At 71.8% G+C, this 18168-nt stretch carries 14 protein-coding genes; 3 read left to right on the top strand and 11 right to left on the bottom strand.

The annotated features are described in order from the left end of the window. Positions 1 to 24: 24 nt before the first annotated feature. The 5 genes from J5V96_RS04360 to J5V96_RS04340 form a co-directional block, all read right to left on the bottom strand. On the bottom strand, positions 25 to 321 hold the full coding sequence (locus tag J5V96_RS04360) for a WXG100 family type VII secretion target (RefSeq protein ID WP_208500797.1): 297 nt from the start codon (positions 319 to 321) through the stop codon (positions 25 to 27). A gap of 199 nt (positions 322 to 520) precedes the next feature. Next, the gene (locus J5V96_RS04355; protein ID WP_208500795.1) at positions 521 to 1555 is read right to left on the bottom strand and encodes a hypothetical protein; all 1035 of its coding nucleotides are present in this window, start codon (positions 1553 to 1555) and stop codon (positions 521 to 523) included. Beyond that, positions 1552 to 2085 carry an FHA domain-containing protein gene (locus J5V96_RS04350; RefSeq protein WP_208500787.1) on the bottom strand — a complete coding sequence of 178 codons (534 nt, stop codon included), beginning with the start codon at positions 2083 to 2085 and terminating at the stop codon, positions 1552 to 1554. Before J5V96_RS04350 ends, J5V96_RS04355 begins: the two co-directional genes overlap by 4 nt. 37 nt (positions 2086 to 2122) lie before the next feature. Continuing rightward, positions 2123 to 6460 (bottom strand): type VII secretion EssC family protein, encoded by a 4338-nt coding sequence (locus tag J5V96_RS04345; RefSeq protein ID WP_208500785.1) that lies wholly within the window; start codon positions 6458 to 6460, stop codon positions 2123 to 2125. A 46-nt stretch (positions 6461 to 6506) separates the two neighbouring features. Further along, positions 6507 to 7694, bottom strand: coding sequence for a hypothetical protein (locus J5V96_RS04340; protein ID WP_208500783.1), 1188 nt, complete (start codon positions 7692 to 7694; stop codon positions 6507 to 6509). Between the two features lie 175 nt (positions 7695 to 7869). On the opposite strand from J5V96_RS04340, the gene J5V96_RS04335 reads away from it, so the two are divergent. Both J5V96_RS04335 and J5V96_RS04330 read left to right on the top strand, forming a co-directional pair. Next, on the top strand, positions 7870 to 8511 hold the full coding sequence (locus J5V96_RS04335) for a hypothetical protein (protein WP_208500781.1): 642 nt from the start codon (positions 7870 to 7872) through the stop codon (positions 8509 to 8511). Next, positions 8508 to 9293, top strand: a complete 786-nt coding sequence (locus J5V96_RS04330; RefSeq protein ID WP_208500779.1) for a hypothetical protein — start codon at positions 8508 to 8510, stop codon at positions 9291 to 9293. Before J5V96_RS04335 ends, J5V96_RS04330 begins: the two co-directional genes overlap by 4 nt. 36 nt (positions 9294 to 9329) lie before the next feature. On the opposite strand, the gene J5V96_RS04325 is transcribed toward J5V96_RS04330, so the two are convergent. From J5V96_RS04325 to J5V96_RS04310, 4 genes are all read right to left on the bottom strand, one after another. Next, positions 9330 to 9644, bottom strand: a complete 315-nt coding sequence (locus tag J5V96_RS04325; RefSeq protein WP_307793520.1) for an amino acid transporter — start codon at positions 9642 to 9644, stop codon at positions 9330 to 9332. Then, entirely contained in the window at positions 9641 to 10303 is a 663-nt protein-coding gene (locus J5V96_RS04320) for an acyl-CoA synthetase (protein ID WP_208500777.1), read from the bottom strand. Before J5V96_RS04320 ends, J5V96_RS04325 begins: the two co-directional genes overlap by 4 nt. 436 nt (positions 10304 to 10739) lie before the next feature. Further along, positions 10740 to 11888, bottom strand: a complete 1149-nt coding sequence (locus J5V96_RS04315) for a cystathionine gamma-synthase (RefSeq protein WP_208500775.1) — start codon at positions 11886 to 11888, stop codon at positions 10740 to 10742. Further along, positions 11885 to 12925: a pyridoxal-phosphate dependent enzyme gene (locus J5V96_RS04310; protein ID WP_208500769.1), complete on the bottom strand. Its 1041-nt coding sequence runs from the start codon at positions 12923 to 12925 to the stop codon at positions 11885 to 11887. Before J5V96_RS04310 ends, J5V96_RS04315 begins: the two co-directional genes overlap by 4 nt. A 218-nt stretch (positions 12926 to 13143) precedes the next feature. On the opposite strand from J5V96_RS04310, the gene J5V96_RS04305 reads away from it, so the two are divergent. After that, a complete protein-coding gene (locus tag J5V96_RS04305) occupies positions 13144 to 14475 on the top strand; it encodes an O-acetylhomoserine aminocarboxypropyltransferase/cysteine synthase family protein (protein ID WP_307793519.1) in 1332 nt (443 codons plus the stop codon). A gap of 378 nt (positions 14476 to 14853) precedes the next feature. Here the strand turns inward: J5V96_RS04305 and J5V96_RS04300 are convergent, their stop codons facing one another. Both J5V96_RS04300 and J5V96_RS04295 read right to left on the bottom strand, forming a co-directional pair. After that, entirely contained in the window at positions 14854 to 17100 is a 2247-nt protein-coding gene (locus J5V96_RS04300; protein WP_307793518.1) for an exo-beta-d-1,3/1,6-glucosidase, read from the bottom strand. Further along, positions 17097 to 18167 carry an ABC transporter permease gene (locus J5V96_RS04295; RefSeq protein WP_208500762.1) on the bottom strand — a complete coding sequence of 357 codons (1071 nt, stop codon included), beginning with the start codon at positions 18165 to 18167 and terminating at the stop codon, positions 17097 to 17099. Before J5V96_RS04295 ends, J5V96_RS04300 begins: the two co-directional genes overlap by 4 nt. Between the last annotated feature and the right edge of the window lies 1 nt (position 18168).

The raw sequence follows: 18168 nt of genomic DNA, 5'->3' as shown, positions 1-18168 counted from the left end.
TCGGCCGACGGCACCCCAGGGACGTCAGCCGTTGAACGTCGCGGCGATCGCGGTCTCGCTGTCCTCGTAGGACAGGGCCGCCTGGTTGAGCAGATCGCTGATGCCCTGCAGCGACTCCTTGAGCTGGAGACCCGCCTGGTCCCACTGCGAGTACAGGTCGTTGAACGCGACCGACGCCGACGTGGTGACCCAGTCGCCCGAGACGAGCCCCTCGACGAGCGACTTCAGGTTGGACAGCTGCGACTCGATCGACTGCGAACCGCTCGAGAGCTGACCGGCGACGCTGGCGAGCGACTCCGATGTGACCTTCAGTTCTGCCATTTCCGTACCTCCGTGTTGGACGGAGCCCTGTGCCCCGCGATGCCGGTGAAAGCGTTGAATCAAGCGCCCCGTGCTGCACGGACCCCCCGATCACGCACCACGCTAACGGGTCAGCGCGCTCGCGTCGCTGGGCATCACTCCCCCGGGCAGATCACCCCCGGGCAGAGCTCCCCGGTGTGCAGAAAGGGCAGTCGGGCGATCACCAGTCGAAGACGACCGCGAGCACGAGCACGATCGCCACGGGAACCGCGAGCATCAGACCGCATCCGAGGGCGTCGCGATCGATCCGGCGCTTCTTCAGCGCGGGCGTCGCGGCCGCGGCGACGGGTGCGCCGGGAGCGGCCTGCGGAACGGGGGCAGCGGGATCGCGCCACCGCTCCCACTGCGCGAGCTTCGCGGTGACCGCGTCGGCGATCCCCGCGGCGAAGCGCCACCGATCCGGATCCAGCGTGGCCAGCGGCTGGGCCGTGTAGACGAAGAGCCAGTCGTCGATGATCTCGACGTACTGCCCTTCGGCGCCGTCGATGAAGCGGGCCATCACGTCCGGGGTGAACAGGTACAGCGCGTCGCGCTCGTAGCCCGCCGGACAATACAGGCTGAACCAGCTGTCCCAGTCGCCCTCGAGCCGCAGGTGCTGCTCCGCCGCAAGGCCCGGCACGAAACCCGGCTTGATGCCCCCTCGCCGCGGCTCGAGCACGATGTGCGGCAGGCGGTTCGCGAGGCGCACGGCGAGATAGCCGAACTCCTGGTCGCGGTTCACCCACCGCGTCTCTTCGGTGGCGACCGTGTTGCCGATCTCGATGTGGCGCGGGCTCGTCGCGGTGAACACGTCGTATGCCCGCATCGGGGTGCCGCCGCGGAAGAGAGATCCGGGGAGGGTCGCCCCGCTGCGTCCCGGCGCGTACCGCAGGCCGTTCGCGGCGGCGAAGCGCGCCTGCACCCCGGGATCGTCGGCGCGGAAGCGCGGCACGCCGAAGATCAGCAGCAGCGCGACGATGGCGAGGTAGCCCAGCAGCACCCACAGCATCACGGGCTGCTCGCTGTGCAGCGCGAAGGCCAGGCCGAAGAAGGCGATCGGCAGATACAGCAGCGCCGTGATGAGCGCCGCCTTCGGCAGCTCGCGCAGGCGCTGCGCGAACGGCGCACGCGCGGCCAGCGAGGCGCGCTGCATGCCCGACTCGTCGAGCGCCCCGTTCAGGGGGGTCAGGTCGAGGGCGGAGAACGGCGAGCTCACGAGGGCAGCACCTCGATGCGCACGTCGCCGGCCCAGAGCACGTCGCCGCGCAGCACCTCGAGGCGCTCGCCCGAGGCCGCCAGCGGGATGCGGCGGTCGCCGCGCTCAATGGCCGAGCCGTTGCTGGATCCGGCGTCCCCGGCGCGCAGGGCGCCGTCGGCCAGCTCGAGGTACAGGTGCACGCGCGAGATCGATCGGCCGACGTCGTCGACCTCGATCGCCTGGGCTCCCAGCCCCATCGCCGTCTGGCCGGGCTTGCGGCCGATCACCGCGGTGCCGGCGAGCACGGCGCTCTGGCCGGTCGAGAAGAGCAGCTGCACGCGGGCCGGCCACCCGGACGGCGCGGGCGCCGCCACCGCGGTGGCGGGAGCGGGTGGGGCCGCGCGCGGGGGCCGCGGCGCCTGCTGCCAGCCTGAGAGCAGGTCATCGGCCTTCTCGGTTCCGGGCAGGATCAGCTGACCGCAGGTGAGGCAGTACATCGAGTTCGGCTCGACGGTGTCGGCGCAGTAGGCGCAGCGGGCGGATGCCATCCTCAGTCCTCCTTCTCGGTCTCGGTCGCGCGCGGTGTCACTGGTTCACATCCGGCACGCGCACCTGCACCCATCCGGCCGGCGTCATGAGCACGCCGCCGCCGGCGGGCACGTTGCCGAGCATGAACTTCGGCACCGGGGTGCCCGCCGCCTGGGTGCCGTGCATGGAGGCCTGCGGCTGCAGCACCAGCGCGCGCCGCGACCGCTTGGCCTCGACGTAGGGGCCGCCGAACAGGGTCGAGACCGACTCGATCTCGGCCGCGACGATGAACCGCGCACGGTGCTTGATGCCGGTGAGGGCGTGTTCGACCGGGGCGTTCTTGAACTGCTCGACATCGTCGACCATCACGGTGACGACCTTGTCGCCATACGGCGCGATGAGCTCGTCGAGCTCCATCGGCGTGAGGGTGCCGTTCTCGATGAAGGGCAGTCCCGCCGCGCGCGCCCGCGCGCTGAAGCCGGATGCGCGGGGAGCGGCGATGAGCAGGGGCTCGCCGCGCTCGAGCAGCTGCGCGAGCACCAGCTCCATGGCCGAGGAGCGACCGGAGCGCCGCCCGCCCAGCACGGTGAAGCCGCCGTCCTCGGGCCACTCCAGCGTGTACCGCGCGAGGCTGTCGCCGCCGACGCCGACGACGAGCCCACGAGAGGCGCTGCTGTCGGCGACGGGCAGCTCGAGCGCGGCGCTGAGCGCGACGTACTTCGGCATGGCGTCCACCCGGAAGGGAACGGGACCGGCCGGCGTCTCGCCGCGCGCCATCGTGTTCTCGATGCCGAGATCCCACGCATCGCGCACCGACTCGACCACCCGGCGCAGCGCGGTGGTCTGCGCCTCGCCGCTCGTCTCGCGGCCGATCACCGCGAGCTGCGCCTCGTCGCCGTCCGCGCCGAACAGCACACGTCCCGGGGGGAGGTTGGTGGGCAGGTCGCGCGAGTAGATGCCGGCCGCGCGATAGTCGCCAGGATCCCGCATCGGCAGGATGTACTGCGTGTCGATGAAGGTGGCGATCTTGTCGCCCGAGATGCCGCGGTCGCCCGCGAGCACCACGCGCACGCCGACCGCCGGGCCCTCGCGCAGCAGCCGCAGGAACTGGTCGCGGAACGCGATCGCCGCGTCGGGGTTGAGCACCGACAGCAGACGCTCCCAGCCGTCGACCGCAACCACGGCGTACGGCAGCGCCTTGCCCGCCGGGGCCAGGCGCCGCTGCTCGGCGATGTTGCCGACCCCCGCGTCCGAGAGCACACCCTGCCGGTGGGAGAGGTCCTCGAGCAGGCGGCCCATCAGCCTCGGCAGGCGCTCGGCGTCCAGCGGCGTCACGACGGCGCCGCAGTGCGGAGCATCGGCCAGGGGAAGCAGCGCGCCGTTGCCGAAGTCGGCCGCGTACAGGTGCACATCCCCCGGGCTGAAGCGCTGCACCACCTGGGCCAGCACCGTGCGCAGGGCCGTGGTGCGGCCCGACAGGGCGCCGCCGAAGAACAGCAGGTGCGAGCCGGAGGCGAGATCCCACGTGAGGGTGCGCTGGGCCTGATCCGCGGGCACGTCCTCGAGGCCGAGCACGATCTCGGTCTCGCCGAGATCCTCTCCCTCGAAGCGATCCAGCGGCAGGGTCGCCGGCAGCGGCATGAGCCACGGGCTCGGGTTCTTCGGGATGCCGAGCTGCTCGGTGGCCGCCGTCACGAGGTTCACCAGCGCCCGCAGATCGGTGTCGTCGTGGTCGTGGTTCTCCGCCGCCTTCGCGGCCTGCGGGAAGCGCGGCGGGAAGCCGAGCGACTCCCATTCGAGCGGCGCCTTCGGCGGCAGCACCTTGACGGTGCGCTGCACGCCCGGCCGGATGCCCGCCACCCGGGCCGTCTGGAAGGGCACGGGAGCGGCGGCGGGGCTGAGCCGGGCGAAGCCGCGACCCGGGGTGGACGGCGCGATGAAGGCGGCCTCGCCGGATCCGATGATGTCGCTCGAGTCGGTGCGGTCGACCACACGCAGGGCGACGCGCAGGCTGATGTTCGACTGCATCTCGGGCGTCACCACGCCCGAGGGGCGCTGCGTCGCGAGCACGAGGTTCACGCCCAGCGAGCGGCCCACGCGTGCGATGCGCACAAGCCCGTCGATGAAGTCGGGCAGCTCGGTGCGCAGCTCGGCGAACTCGTCGATCACGAGCATCAGGCGGGCAAGGCCACGGCGGGCGGCCGTCTCGGGGTCGCGTGCCCACGCCGAGTCGAGGTCCTTCGCGCCCATGTCGCGCAGCACCTGCTCGCGGCGCTTCAGCTCGGCATCGAGCGAGGCCAGCGCGCGCTCGGTCTCGCGGGCGTCGAGGTTCGTCACCATGCCGACCGTGTGCGGAAGGCGCTCGCAGTCGGCGAACGCCGATCCGCCCTTGTAGTCGACGAGCACGAAGTTGAGCGCATCCGGCCGGTTCGCCATCGCGAGTCCGATGACGAGGGCCTGCAGGAACTCCGACTTGCCGGATCCGGTCGTTCCCGCGACGAGCGCGTGGGGGCCGTCGCGGGAGATGTCGAGCGCGAACTCGCCGTCGGCGTTCGCCCCGACGACGACGTAGGTGTTGCGCGGCTGGGCCGACCAGCGCCGCACGAGCGGCGACGCGTCCTCGAGGTCGATGCCGAGCAGATCGACCATGCGCACGCTCTGGGGCAGCATCGCCTCGTCGCCGACGCCGGAGACGTGCTGGATCGAGCACAGGCTGCGAGCGATGCGCTCGCACGCGGCCACCGACATGCCGTCGAGCAGCACCGTCGAGTAGTACTCGGAGGGCGTCTGCAGCGTGGCCATCGACGGATCCGACGAGTCGACCACCACGACCGACTTCGCCTCCTCCGGCAGACGCGAGCGGTCGCTGTCGAGCGCGAGCACGTGCATGCCGTGCGCGGGGCCGTACTCGAGCAGCGGCACCATGCCCGGCAGCATGCGGAAGCGACGGGCGCCGTCGACCACGATCAGCACCTCGGTGGGCGCCTCGTACCCGCGCTGGCCCGCCATGCGCATCCGCAGATCGAGCGCGACGACGATCTCGCGCAGGCGCTCGCGGCGGGTGTCGTCGTCGTTGCCGACCATGGCCGAGACGCCGTCGGCGATCGTGGTGTGGGGCAGCCACTGGGTCCAGCCCCAGTCGGCGTCCTGGGCCTCGTCGCACAGGATGATCACCTCGGCGTCGCGCGGCGACCGCAGGGTGGCGAACGACGTGACCATGGATCGCGCCGCCGCCCGCACCGCGTCCGCCGGCCCGGCGATGCCGGCCACGCCCTCGCGCAGATCGACCGCCACGGGCGCGGGCGAGACGCCCACCCGCTCCTCGCCGCGGTCCTTGCCGCCGCCCTCGAAGCGCACGTCGAGCGCGAGCTCCGTCACGCCGACGCGCAGCTGCGCGGCGTCGACGTCGCGCATCCGCCGCTCCCAGAGGCGCGACAGGGGACGCAGGGCGATGTCGCGGATGACCACCGGATCCGGCAGGCGGTACCAGGCCTCCAGGCGCTGGCGCTTGACCATCTCGGCGATGCGGCCCTTGGCCTTGTGGATCTCGTCGATCCACTGCTGCTCGGTCTTCAGGCCCTTCTTCCTGGCCATCCTGTTCTGCGTGAGGAACGAGCCGACGACCATGATGGGGCTGGCCGCGGCCATGATCAGCATCACGGGCCGCTGGAAGATCATCGCCATCGTCACACCCAGGATGACCGGGATCACCGCCGACAGCCACGGCAGCGGCGACCCCTCCTGCTCGTCGGGCTTGTCGCCCGGCAGGAGGAGCGTCGGAGGTGTGCGCTGCGGCTGGATGCGCGAGGGGCGGTTGTACCCGCGCGCGCCGACGGCGTCGGTGAGGTCGGCATCGGACGCCGGCGCCATGCCGATGCGCACGAGCAGGCTGCCGAGCTGCACGAGGTCGGCGGGCACGATGCGCTCCGCGGCCGTGATGTCCGTGCCGTTGACGCGCACGACGGCGCCGGGTGCCGGAGTGACGGTGGCCAGCAGGGGGTCGCCCGGGCCGCCGAACGCCGTCTGGATCGTCAAGTGGGCGGGGGCCAGCGACGGGTCGGCGATGCGAACGTCGTCGGACTCCCCCGTGCCCAGGGTGATCGTCTGCCCGCGCTCGAGCGGGATCGCGGCGCCCGCGAAGGGTCCGCCGATCACCTCGAGGCGCACCGTGCCGGGCGCGGGCTCGTCGGCCGCGAGCGGCGGCACGATCGCGCCCGACAGCAGGCCGGCCGAGGCGAGCGGGATCGTGGGATCGGCCTCGCGGGTGAGCAGGCCCGGGCTCACGCCGAGCGACTCGGCGACCTCGCCGACCGTGGTGGCCTCGTCGACCTTGAGCAGCCACGACCTCCCGCCGGGCTCGGCGGGCGAATCCCGCAGCGTCAGGCGCATGCTCATGAGCGCTCCTTCTCGTGTGCCTCGTGTGCGGATCCGGTCGCGGCGGTCATCGCGCGCCCGCCCGGTTCATGGTCTCGATCAGCGGGGTGAAGATGCCGGCCAGCCCGCCGCCGTCGGCGGGGGGCGTCTTCGGCACCACGGGCGACGGCACACGAAGGAGCACCATCTGCTGCTCTTTCGTGTCGGCCTTCTTCCCCCGCCGGCCCGACGCGTTCTGCGTCTCCTCGGGATCGGGCTCCGGGGGCTGCGGCGCGGGCGTCGGATCGGTGCGCGGCTCGGAGACGGCCTGGCCTTCCACGGGCAGCCCGGTCTCGGCCCCGTCCGCGACGAGCACGACGGATCCGGTCACGAGGTCGCCGTGCTGGGAGACCCGGAACGCGAACTCGTCGACGGCGGCGGGCGCCGTGGGCGTGTAGGTCGCGTGTCCCTCGCCGTCGCAGACGACGGTGCCGTGGAGGGCCGCACCGCACAGGATCTGGGCGCCCTCGGCCCCGGCGGGAAGGTGCACCAGCTCGTTCAGGTCGAACTCGCCGGTCTTCTCGGGCATCGGCCGCATCACGTGCTGGGCGATCGGCGCATCGGCGTCGAGCTTCGACACGGACACCGTGAGCACCGTGGGCGGAGACCATCCGTCCCACATGTCGCCGTACCGGAGGGTGATCTCGAGGGGCCCCTCGAAGTCGTCGTGCGGGCGAACGACCAGGTGGGTCTCGGTGGGCAGCACGGTGGCCGCGCCCTGCGGGGCGAACGAGGTCACCTCCAGCCCGCTGCCGGCCGTGCAGGCCGTGCAGGTCACCCCGAGGTCGCTGATCGGGATCATCAGGGTGCCGCCCGCGGGCGCGGGGTACGGGTAGCGGGTCTCGGGAAGCTCGGGCACCTCCGGAGGCTCCAGGAAGAGCACGTAGTCGATCGTCGTCGCGGTGCGGCCGTTGCTCGTCTTCACCGGCACGATCACCTCGCCGTACTCGGGGTCGTATCCGGGCGACTTCACCGTGAAGCCCTCGTGGGGGTCGCAGGCCGTGACGAGCTCGCCTCCGGCCGAGCGGATGGCGGCGCAGTCGTCGAACGCGTAGCCGTCGGCCGGCTTGACGACCTTCTCCTCCGCGTAGGGCACGGCGATCGCGTTGGGGCCGGTGTAGGCGCGCGCGGACTGAGCCGCGGCGAACCCCGCCATGCACAGCACCGCGACGGCGACGGCGCTCAGCCAGCGCGCGGCGATCGCCCGTGCCCCCATTGCCAGCCTCCCTCGCAGCCCGTACCCCCGGGACCGACCGAGTCCATGCTAGGCGGAGCGCCGACACGCCCCCGGGTGGAGGCCTGCCCGTGGTCGGGAATGCACCCGCGCCGGGATCCGTGCAGAATCGTCTGGAGGCGCCGGCGACGGCCGCGCCGGGACTCAGGGGGATCGGATGTCGGACTCGCGTCGCGCGCGCCGCAGCACGTCGGGCGGCGTCGCCGTCGCCCAGAGCGCCCCGCCGGCATCCGGGTTCGCCACCCCGCCCGCGCCCGCCGCGGCACCGCGCTCGGGCACCGTGCTCGGCACCGACCCGGGGCTGACACGCCTGCGCTCGCCCTCGCCGAAGCCGCCGCTGGGCCGCGGCGGGTCTCCCCTGCCCACCCTCAGCGCGCGGCAGCAGAAGGCACGCGGATGGTGGACGCATCCGGCCTTCATCGTGTCGGGGATCCTCACCTTCCTCTCCATCGCGGGCATGGCGGTCTGGATGATCGTGTCGGCGCTCACCGCCGCCGAGGTGGTCGTCACGGGCCTGACGGTCACGGTCGCCGACGACGTCGCGCACGTGGACTGGGACGGCCCGAAGGCCGTGTACAGCCTGTACGCCATCAGCGGCGACGGCGCGATCGACGACCTCTCCACGTGGGTGCGCGGCGGCACCGACGCGTGGCTGCCGATGTCCGCCGGGCTCTGGGATCCCGAGACGTGCTTCATCGTGCGCGAGGCGGGCAAGGACGCCGAGATCACCCTGGGGGTCGGCGAGCTCGCGGCGCAGGGGGCGCAGAGCACGTGCATCGCCGACGCGTCGCGGCCATGACTACGTCGCCGGGCGGCGCGCGCCGTCTCGCCGCCGCGGCGGGCGCCCTCGCCCTCGCCCTGACGCTCGCCTCGTGCGCGCCGGATGCCGGGCCCGAGCAGGATCCGCCGAACACGCCCCTCGCGGATCCGGATCGATGGGGCCCGGATTCGACCGGAAACGGCCTCTGGCTGCAGACGGGTGACGGCGTGATCGACGAGATCGTCACGGCGATCCGCAAGGCCGGGCCGGTGCAGTACACCGGAGCGTTCACCGAGATGATCACCCCGGAGGACGCCAACATCGACCCGCACCAGGGACGCACCCTCGCGGTCGACTACCGGGGCGAGCGCGGGGCGTTCGCCGCGGCCCTCACCGCCGGCGACGTGCACCTCGACCTCGTGATGGCCGAGGGCCGGGTGTACGCGCGTGGCAATGCCGCATACGCGGAGCGCACCGGCGTGCCCGCCTTCGCGAAGGGCTACGTCTGCACGACCTCCGCCGATGCCGTGCTGTCGGGCTGGGAGCCGCTGCTGGATCCGGCGCTTCTCGTCGAGACCCTGCTGTCGGGCTCCGAGGAGGTCGCGGTGATGGAGCCGCAGGCGGATGCCCCGACCACGAAGGTCGTCATCGGCGGCAGCGAGGCCCCGATCGGCACGCTCACCGTCGCGGCGACGGGTGCGCCGCTGCCGTCCGACTTCCTCGCCGGCGATGTGTCGGGCGACGGGCGGTTCGCGTTCTCGGGCTGGGGCCAGGCGGTCGAGATCACGGCGCCGACAGAGCTGTCTCAGCCCTGCGACTGATCCGGGCCCTGGATCCGGCGCGACGCCGGATGGGGCTCAGTGGCCGGAGGACTTCTTCGCCGCGCGCTCGGCGTCCTTCTTCACGAGCAGGGGCTCATCGACCGTGCCGCCCTGCGTGTTCGGATCGACGACGAGCAGCAGCATCGAGACGATCAGCAGCACCGCGATGAACGAGGCGCCGGCGACGATGCCGCCCACCGACCAGGCGTGCAGCACGTCCTCGAGCGGGATCGCCTGGAAGGCACCCATCGACATGGCGGTGATCAGGCCGCCGAACAGCGCGGCGCCGAAGGCGACGGCCAGCAGCTGAGCGGGGCGCATGAGATCGCGGCGGGTGGGCTTGTCGGTCACGAGCGGTCCTCCTGCGCGGCGGCGACCGCGTCATCCTCGTCGCCGACGGCGACGTTCTTCTGCTCCGGGGTGAAGCCGGCGATCCCGAGATACACGGCGACGATCGCCGCGTATCCGCCGAAGATGCCGACGCCGATGGTGATGCCGGTGAGCGTGAAAGCCATCACCTCGCCGGACTTGTCCTCGATCGCATAGTCGAGCGCGTATCCCGCGGGCACCAGCAGCAGCGCCAGGCCCAGGATGATCGTGAGCGCGCCGATGAAGATCGCGTCGCGGGAGAGTGCGCCGAGGCGGTCGCGCAGGCGGATGCCCTGCAGCAGCTCGATGAGGCCGGCGACGACGGCGAACACCATCACCAGCACGAAGAAGAGGGTGTTCGAGCGCAGCTGCGGCAGGCTCGCCACCATGCCGATGACGACGTACGGCGCAGCGAGCAGGATCCACGACCCGCGGGCGCCCTTCTCCCCCACGAGCCACGCGGCGAGGATCAGCACAAGGCCGGTCGCGATGCCGAAGCCGCCGAACGCAGCCAGCCCCACCTCGGCCGAGTGATCCGGCGAGAACGTGATCATCAGGGCCGCCACGGCCGCGAACACGGCACGCCCGAGCTGCACGTGACGCGGCGTCACGCGCGCGGGCGAAGACGGGACGGTGGGCATGCCACCAGTCTAGGCGGGGCAGTCTGTGCGCCCGCCCCGATCCCGCCCCCACCCCGCGCCCGTCGAGCGAGCGAGGAAAGACCGAGTCGAGACGCCCAAACCCCGACGGAGGCCCGGGGCGCCTAGCCTCACCCACCCCGCTCGTCGAGCGAGGGAGGAACGACCGAGTCGAGACGCCCAAACCCCCGGCGAAGGCTCAGGGGCGCCTCGCCCACCCCCGCTCGCCCCACCCACCGCTCGTCGAGCGAGGGAGGAACGACCGAGTCGAGACGCCCAAACCCCCGCGAAGGCCCGGGGCGTCTCGACTCGCTGCGCTCGCTCGACGAACGAGGGGCGAAGGCTCAGGGCGTCTCGACTCGCTGCGCTCGCTCGACGAACGACGGGCGAAGGCCCAGGGCGTCTCGACTCGCTGCGCTCGCTCGACGAACGACGGGGGTCAGAGGCCCGCGAGGGTCTGATCGAGGTCGGCGAGGAGGTCGTCGATGTGCTCGATGCCGACCGAGAGGCGCACGACGTCCTCGGGCACGGCGAGCTCGGTGCCGCGCACCGACGCGTGCGTCATGGCGTCGGGGTAGTTGACGAGCGACTCGACGCCCCCGAGCGACTCGGCGAGCGTGAACAGGCGCGTCGACTCGGCGAAGCGGCGCGCCGCGGCGGCATCTCCGAGCGCCAGCGAGACGATGCCACCGAAGGCCGACATCTGCGAGGCGGCGATCTCGTGACCCGGATGCGACGCGAGGCCCGGGTAGTACACGCGGGCGACGCGACCGTGGCCGGCGAGGAAGTCGGCGACGGCCTGGCCGTTCTGCGAGTGGCGCTCCATGCGCACGGCGAGCGTCTTGATGCCGCGGGTCGTGAGCCACGCATCGAGGGGGCCCGACACCCCGCCGGCGGCGAACTGCAGGAACTGCGGCTGCTCCGCCAGCGCCGCGTCGGCGAACACGAGCGCCCCGCCGACGACATCCGAGTGCCCGCCGAGGTACTTCGTCGTCGAGTGCACAACGACGTCGGCGCCGAGCGCGATGGGCTGCTGCAGGGCGGGCGAGGCGAACGTGTTGTCGACGACCACGATGGATCCGGCGGCGTGCGCCTTGGCGGCGAGGGCCCGGATGTCGGTGATGCGCAGCAGCGGGTTCGACGGCGTCTCGACCCACACGATCTTGGGTGTGCCCGCGGCGAGCGCGGCATCGACCGCCGCGAGGTCGGAGATGTCGACCACGCGCAGCTTCACGCCCCACGGCCCGAGCACACGCGCGAGCAGACGGTAGGTGCCGCCGTACACGTCGTTGCCGAGCAGCACCTCGTCGCCCGGCTGCAGCAGCGCGCGCAGCAGGGCGTCCTCGGCGGCCAGGCCCGAGGCGAACGACAGCGCGCGTGCCCCGCCCTCGATCGCGGCGAGCTGGGTCTCGAGCGCGGTGCGTGTGGGGTTGCCGGCGCGGCCGTACTCATAGCCGCCGCGGAGGCCGCCGATGCCGTCCTGCGCGTACGTCGTCGAGAAGTGCACCGGCGGGATCACCGCGCCCGTTGCCCCATCCGGCTCCTGCCCGGCGTGCACGGCGGCGGTGGCGAACTTGTGGTCGGTCATGCGTTGCTCTCCTCGGTTGCGTACAGCTCGTCCTGAAGTCCTGCGGGAACCAGGGCGTCCGTGGCCTCCACCTCGAAGCCGCGGGCGCGCATCCACTCGTCATCGAACACCTTGCCGAGGTAGCCGCGCCCGTGGTCGGGCAGCAGCACCACCACCACGGCGGATTCCGGCAGGTCGCGCGCCGCGCGCAGGGCGGCGACCACAGCCATGCCGCTGGAGCCGCCGACGAGCAGGCCCTCCTCGCGGGCGAGGCGGCGGGTCATGGCGAACGACTCGGCGTCGCTGACGCGATGGATCTCGTCGACCACGCTCGGGTCGTAGGCGCCCGGCCAGAAGTCCTCGCCGACGCCCTCGACGAGGTATCCGTGTACCTGGTCGGGCTGGGACGGATCCGCCGAGTAGATGGATCCGACCGGATCGGCCCCGACGATGCGCACCCGCCCGTCGCTCGCCTGCTTGAGGAACCGGCCGGTGCCCGTGATGGTGCCGCCGGTGCCGACGCCCGCGACGAAGTGCGTGACCCGGCGATCGGTGTCACGCCAGATCTCCGGCCCGGTCGAGCCGAAGTGGCTGCGCGGGGCGTTCTGGTTCGAGTACTGATCGGGCTTGTACGCGCCGGGGATCTCGCGCACGAGCCGGTCGGACACCGAGTAGTACGAGCGCGGGTCGTTGGGCTCGACGGCCGTCGGGGTGACGACGACCTCGGCGCCGTACGCGCGCAGCACGGCGATCTTGTCGGCCGAGACCTTGTCGGGCACCACGAACACGCTGCGGTATCCGCGCTGCTGGGCGACGAGCGCAAGGCCCACGCCCGTGTTGCCGCTGGTCGGCTCGACGATCACGCCGCCGGGGCGCAGCTTCCCTTCGCGCTCGGCGGCGTCGATGATGTTCGCCGCGATGCGGTCCTTCGAGGATCCGCCGGGGTTGAAGTACTCGACCTTCGCCAGCACGGTGGCGGCGATGCCCTCGGTGACGTGGTTGAGGCGGACGAGAGGGGTGGAGCCCACGAGGGCGTCGATGGAGGAGGCGTAGCGCACGATGGTGTCCTGGAGTTCGATGCGCGCGGACGGATCCGGAGAGGATCGGAACGGGCCGCGTGCGGTTGTCGGTGGTCGGTCGAGGCGCGCTCGAGGAGCGCTCGCAGCTCAGAGACGACAGCGACAGGTGTGCACCCACACACGCTAGCTCGTCATATGAGGACACGCAAGGGCTTCCCTACCGATTTGGTGGGGATTGATTCCCCTACCTTTAGCACGTGACTGCGCACGAGATCCGCCCTCCCCGCACCGAGTGGGACGGCTTCGGCTTCGAGACCCGCCAGGTGCACGTGGGCGATACCGAGGAGCACGGCTACAGCGCCCGCGTCTCGCCGATCTATCTGACGGCGGGCTACCGCTTCGAGTCGATGCAGAACGGGTGGGACCGCTTCACGGGCGAGAACCCCGGTCAGATCTACTCGCGCAACCTCAACCCGACCCACCTCGTCGCCGAGCAGCGCATCGCCTCGCTCGAGGGCGGCACCGGCGCCATCCTGGTCGGATCGGGCCAGGCCGCGATCGTCACGACCCTCCTGGGCCTCGCGGGTGCCGGCGATCACATCGTCTCCACGGCGACGATCTACGGGGGCACGCAGTCGATCTTCGCCCGCACGTTCCCCCGCCTCGGCGTCGAGACCACCTACGTGTGGGACTGGACCGACGAGGACGAGTGGGAGCGGGCGATCACCCCCGAGACGAAGCTGCTCTTCACCGAGACCATCCCGAATCCGCGTAACGACATCGTCGACATCGCGGCCGTCGCCCGCATCGCCGCGCGCCACGGCCTGCCGCTGATCGTCGACAACACGGTCGCCTCCCCCTACCTCACGCGTCCCTTCGAGGACGGCGCGCACATCGTCCTCCACTCGTCGACGAAGTTCCTCTCGGGCCACGGCGCGGGACTGTCGGGCGCCATCGTGGACGGCGGCAACTTCGACTGGGCGAACAGCTCGCGCTCGTACCCGGGCATCACCGAGCCGGCCGTTCCGGGCGGCACGTCGATCCTCGAGAAGCACGGCCCGCGAGCGCTCGAGGTGTACCTGCGCTCGACGATCGTCAACGACATGGGGCCGGCGCTGTCGCCCCTGAACTCCTTCCTGCTGCAGCAGGGCATCGAGACGCTGTCGCTGCGTATGGATCGCCACGTCGAGACCACCCACCGGCTCGCCCACTGGCTGGCCGAGCAGCCCGAGGTCGCCCGCGTCGACTACGCCGGGCTCGAGGGCCATCCGCAGCACGAGCTCGCCCAGCGTGTGTACAGGGGCCGGCCCGGATCGGTGTTCGCGATCTCGCTCGCGGGCGGTCGCGATGCGGCGGAGGTCTTCTACGACTCGCTGCGCATCTTCAGCCGCATGACCCACATCGGCGACACGCGCTCGATGATCCTGCACCCGGCCACCACCACGCACGTCGGCTTCTCGCAGGAGCACCGCGACCGCCTCGGCGTCGACGACGGCCTCCTGCGTCTCTCCGTCGGCCTCGAGACGGCCGACGACCTCATCGCAGATCTGCGCCAGGCCTTCGACGCCGTCCGCGACGCGGGGCTCTGACCCGCCCCGCTAGCCCCCGCGGAAGCTCAGGGCGTCTCGACTCGCTGCGCTCGCTCGACGAACGAGGAAGAAGTCCCCCCCCGGCCCCTACCCCCGCTCGTCGAGCGAGGGAGGAACGACCGAGCCGAGACGCCCAAGCCCCCGCGGAAGCTCAGGGCGTCTCGACTCGCTGCGCTCGCTCGACGAACGAAAAAAATACCCCCGCTCGTCGAGCGAGGGAGGAACGACCGAGTCGAGACGCCCCGAACCTCCGCGCAGGCGAGCCCGAGCGCAAAGCGAACCGCGCCCGGGTGTTCACCACAAGCACCCGAGCGCGGTTCTGTGTTCTCGCCTCGCCGCCACAAAGGAGTGAATCGAGCAGCGGCCAGGCGAGAAGTCTCAGCCGGTGATCTCGAACGTTACGCGCAGCAGGTCCTGCTCGCGTGACGACGGGCCGATCCGCAGCTCGAACTGCCCCGGCTCCACGATGCGATCACCGCGCGCGTCCACGATCGTGCACGCCGAGGCCGGCAGCTCGAGGTCGACGACGCGCTCCTCGCCCGGGGCGAGGGACACCTGCACCCAGTGCTTGAGCTCCTTGTCGGCCCAGCTCACCGAGGTGACGCTGTCGCTGACGTAGACCTGCACGGTCTCGAGCGCGGGGCGTGATCCGGTGTTGCGGATCGCCACGGATGCGCGGATCACATCGCGCGCGGTCACCACGGGGGTCTCGATGCGTGCGTCGACGTACTCGACGGTCGTGTACGACAGCCCCTCGCCAAAAGCCCAGGCGGGCGCCTGCGTGAGGTCGGCGTAGCGGTCGCCGTGCTGGCCGCGGATCTGGTTGTAATAGGTCGGCTGCTGGCCCACGTGACGCGCGAACGAGATGGGCAGGCGGCCCGTGGGCTCGACCTGCCCGCGCAGCAGCTCGGCGATCGCGCGGCCGCCCTGCATGCCCGGGTTCGCGACCCACAGGATGGCCGAGGCGCCCAGCGCCGACGGCGGCAGCACCAGCGGCTTCGACGCCAGCAGCACCACCACCAGCGGCGTACCGGTCGCGGCGAGCGCGTCGAGCATCGCCTTCTGACCGCCGATGAGCTCGAGCGTGGCCGTGGAGCGCGCCTCGCCGACCAGCTCGATGCGGTCGCCGACCACGGCCACGACCACGTCGGCCGCCTCGGCCGCCGCGACGGCCTCGGCGATCATCGCGGCGTCGGGCTCGCACGGCACGGCCACGAGCGGTCGGGGCTGGCCGTCCGGGAAGAACGCGCCGTGCGGATCCGGCACGAGGGTCAGGATGTCCGCGCCCCGCGCGTGGGCCACGTCGAGATCGGGCTGCGCGCGCAGGCCGTCGAGCACCGTGGTGATCATGTCGCGCGGCTGACCGTCGGGCAGCCATCCGGCCTGGCCGGAGTTGCCGGCCCAGTCGCCGAGCTGGGTCTGGGCGTCATCCGCCAGCGGACCGACGACGGCCACCTTCGCGACCGAGGGGGCGAGCGGCAGCACGCCGTCGTTCTGCAGCAGCACGAGCGAGCGTCGGGCGACCTCGAGGTTGAGCGCGGTGTGCGCGTCGGATCCGAGCACGTCCGCCATCCGCGCGGCGTCGGGGTGGCGGGGCTGCTCGAACAGCCCCAGCTCGAACTTGAGCGTCAGGATGCGCGCGACCGCGTCATCCAGCTCCTCCTCCCTCAGCAGCCCGGCGGCGATGGCCTCGAGCGCGCCCTCGAAGAACGTCGGCGTCTGCATGACCATGTCGTTGCCTGCGCGCACGGCGGCGGCGGCCGCGTGCGCGATGTCGGGCTGCACCTTCTGCTCCCACACCATGCGCCCGACGTTGTCCCAGTCGGTGATGAGGGTGCCGGTGTAGCCCCACTCCCCCCGCAGCACATCGTTGAGCAGCCAGTCATTGAGGGTGATCGGGATGCCGTCGGTGGTCTGGTAGCCCAGCATGAACGTGCGGCAGCCCTCTCGCGCCACCCGCTCGAACGGCGGCAGGAACCACGAGCGCAGCTTGCGGTGCGAGATGTCGGCCTCGCTCGCGTCGCGTCCGCCCTGGGTCTCCGAGTAGCCCGCGAAGTGCTTCGCGGTCGCGAGGATCGCGGTCTGATCCGTCAGTCCGTCGCCCTGGTAGCCGCGCACCATCGCGGAGGCGAGCTCGCCGATCACGTGCGGATCCTCGCCGAACGTCTCATCGACCCGGCCCCAGCGCAGATCGCGCGCGATGCAGAGCACGGGCGAGAACGTCCAGTGCACGCCGGTCGCCGCCACCTCCACTGCGGTGGCGCGCGCCACCTGCTCGACGAGCGCGGCATCCCACGTGGCGGCCATGCCCAGCTGCGTCGGGAAGATCGTCGCGCCCTCGCAGAACGAGTGCCCGTGGATGCAGTCCTCGCCCACCACGAGCGGGATCCGCAGGCGGGTCTGGGCGGTCAGCGCGTGCGCGCGGGCGAGCCGCTCCGGCGAGGTGTGCAGGATGGATCCGACCTGACGGCGCAGGACGTGGTCGTCGAGGTCGTCGCGGGCGTCGAGCTGGAGCATCTGCCCCACCTTCTCCTCCACGGTCATCCGACCGAGCAGGTCCGCGACGCGATCCTGGACGGGGGCCGCCGGATCCAGATACAGAGCGGTGTCCTCCGCGACCGTCACTTCTTCTCCTCTGCCTTCTCGGCGGGCGCCTGCGCGCCGGACGGGGCGCTGCGCACGACCGTCACGGCGTCTGTGACGCTCAGGCCGCGCTTCTTCATGGCGCGGGCGCGCTCGCCCGCCGAGCGCAGGCGCGGGTTGACGTACTCGTCGATGCCGAAGTTCACCAGCGACAGGGCGACACCCAGGATCGCGATGCACAGGCCCGCGGGCACGTACCACCACCAGTAGCTGGGGAACGCGCCGTTCGACTGCGCCCAGAACAGGATGGTGCCCCAGTTCAGGTTCGAGATCGGGATGACGCCGATGAACGCGAGGGTGGTGAGGCCGAGCACGGCGGCCGTGACCGTGCCGACGAAGCTCGACGCGATGATCGCGAGGAGGTTCGGCAGCATCTCGACGAAGATGAGGCGCGGCAGCGACTCGCCGTTCGCCCGGGCGGCCTGCACGAAGTCGCGGTTGCGCAGCGACATGGTCTGCGCGCGCAGCACGCGCGCGCCCCACGCCCATCCGGTGATCGCCAGCGTCAGCGCGATGACCCACAGGGGCGGATCCTCGAACTGCGAGGCCACGATGATGATCAGCGGCAGACCCGGGATCACCAGGAACACGTTGGTGAGGGCCGACAGCGACTCGCTCCGCCAGCCGCGCGTGTAGCCGGCGATCACGCCGACGACGACGGCGATGAAGGTGCCCATGATGCCGGCCAGGAAGCCGACGATGAGCACACCCCGGGTGCCGAAGACGATCTGGCTGAAGATGTCCTCGCCCATGTGGGTGGTGCCGAGCAGGTGCGTCAGCGAGGGACCCTGGCGCAGCGCCTGGTAGTCCTTCTCGAGCGGCCCGAAAGGCGCGATCAGGTCGCCGAAGATCGCGACCAGCACGAAGACGCCGATGATGATCAGGCCCGCGAGCGACTTCGGGTTGCGGAACATCGCGAACGACGACGCCAGCTGGCCCCAGAAGGTCTTGTGCGCGGGCGGCTCTGCGCCCGTCACGGAGCGGAGCGTCGCCGTCTCGGGCACGCCCACGCCGGCGGCCGGGATCTCGGCTGCGGTGGTGTTGGTCATC

This window comes from Microbacterium stercoris, assembly GCF_017592545.1.
Taxonomy (GTDB): Bacteria; Actinomycetota; Actinomycetes; order Actinomycetales; family Microbacteriaceae; genus Microbacterium; species Microbacterium stercoris.
The sequence above is the reverse complement of the archived record's forward strand: the minus strand, read 5'-3'. Positions and strand labels throughout refer to the sequence as shown.

Coding starts and splice junctions, on each gene's coding strand:
- J5V96_RS04350 (WP_208500787.1), bottom strand. CDS start 2,085: ATGGCATCCGCCCGCTGCGCCTACTGCGCCGACACCGTCGAGCCGAAC.
- J5V96_RS04340 (WP_208500783.1), bottom strand. CDS start 7,694: ATGGGGGCACGGGCGATCGCCGCGCGCTGGCTGAGCGCCGTCGCCGTC.
- J5V96_RS04360 (WP_208500797.1), bottom strand. CDS start 321: ATGGCAGAACTGAAGGTCACATCGGAGTCGCTCGCCAGCGTCGCCGGT.
- J5V96_RS04335 (WP_208500781.1), top strand. CDS start 7,870: ATGTCGGACTCGCGTCGCGCGCGCCGCAGCACGTCGGGCGGCGTCGCC.
- J5V96_RS04295 (WP_208500762.1), bottom strand. CDS start 18,167: ATGACCAACACCACCGCAGCCGAGATCCCGGCCGCCGGCGTGGGCGTG.
- J5V96_RS04330 (WP_208500779.1), top strand. CDS start 8,508: ATGACTACGTCGCCGGGCGGCGCGCGCCGTCTCGCCGCCGCGGCGGGC.
- J5V96_RS04315 (WP_208500775.1), bottom strand. CDS start 11,888: ATGACCGACCACAAGTTCGCCACCGCCGCCGTGCACGCCGGGCAGGAG.
- J5V96_RS04320 (WP_208500777.1), bottom strand. CDS start 10,303: ATGCCCACCGTCCCGTCTTCGCCCGCGCGCGTGACGCCGCGTCACGTG.
- J5V96_RS04345 (WP_208500785.1), bottom strand. CDS start 6,460: ATGAGCATGCGCCTGACGCTGCGGGATTCGCCCGCCGAGCCCGGCGGG.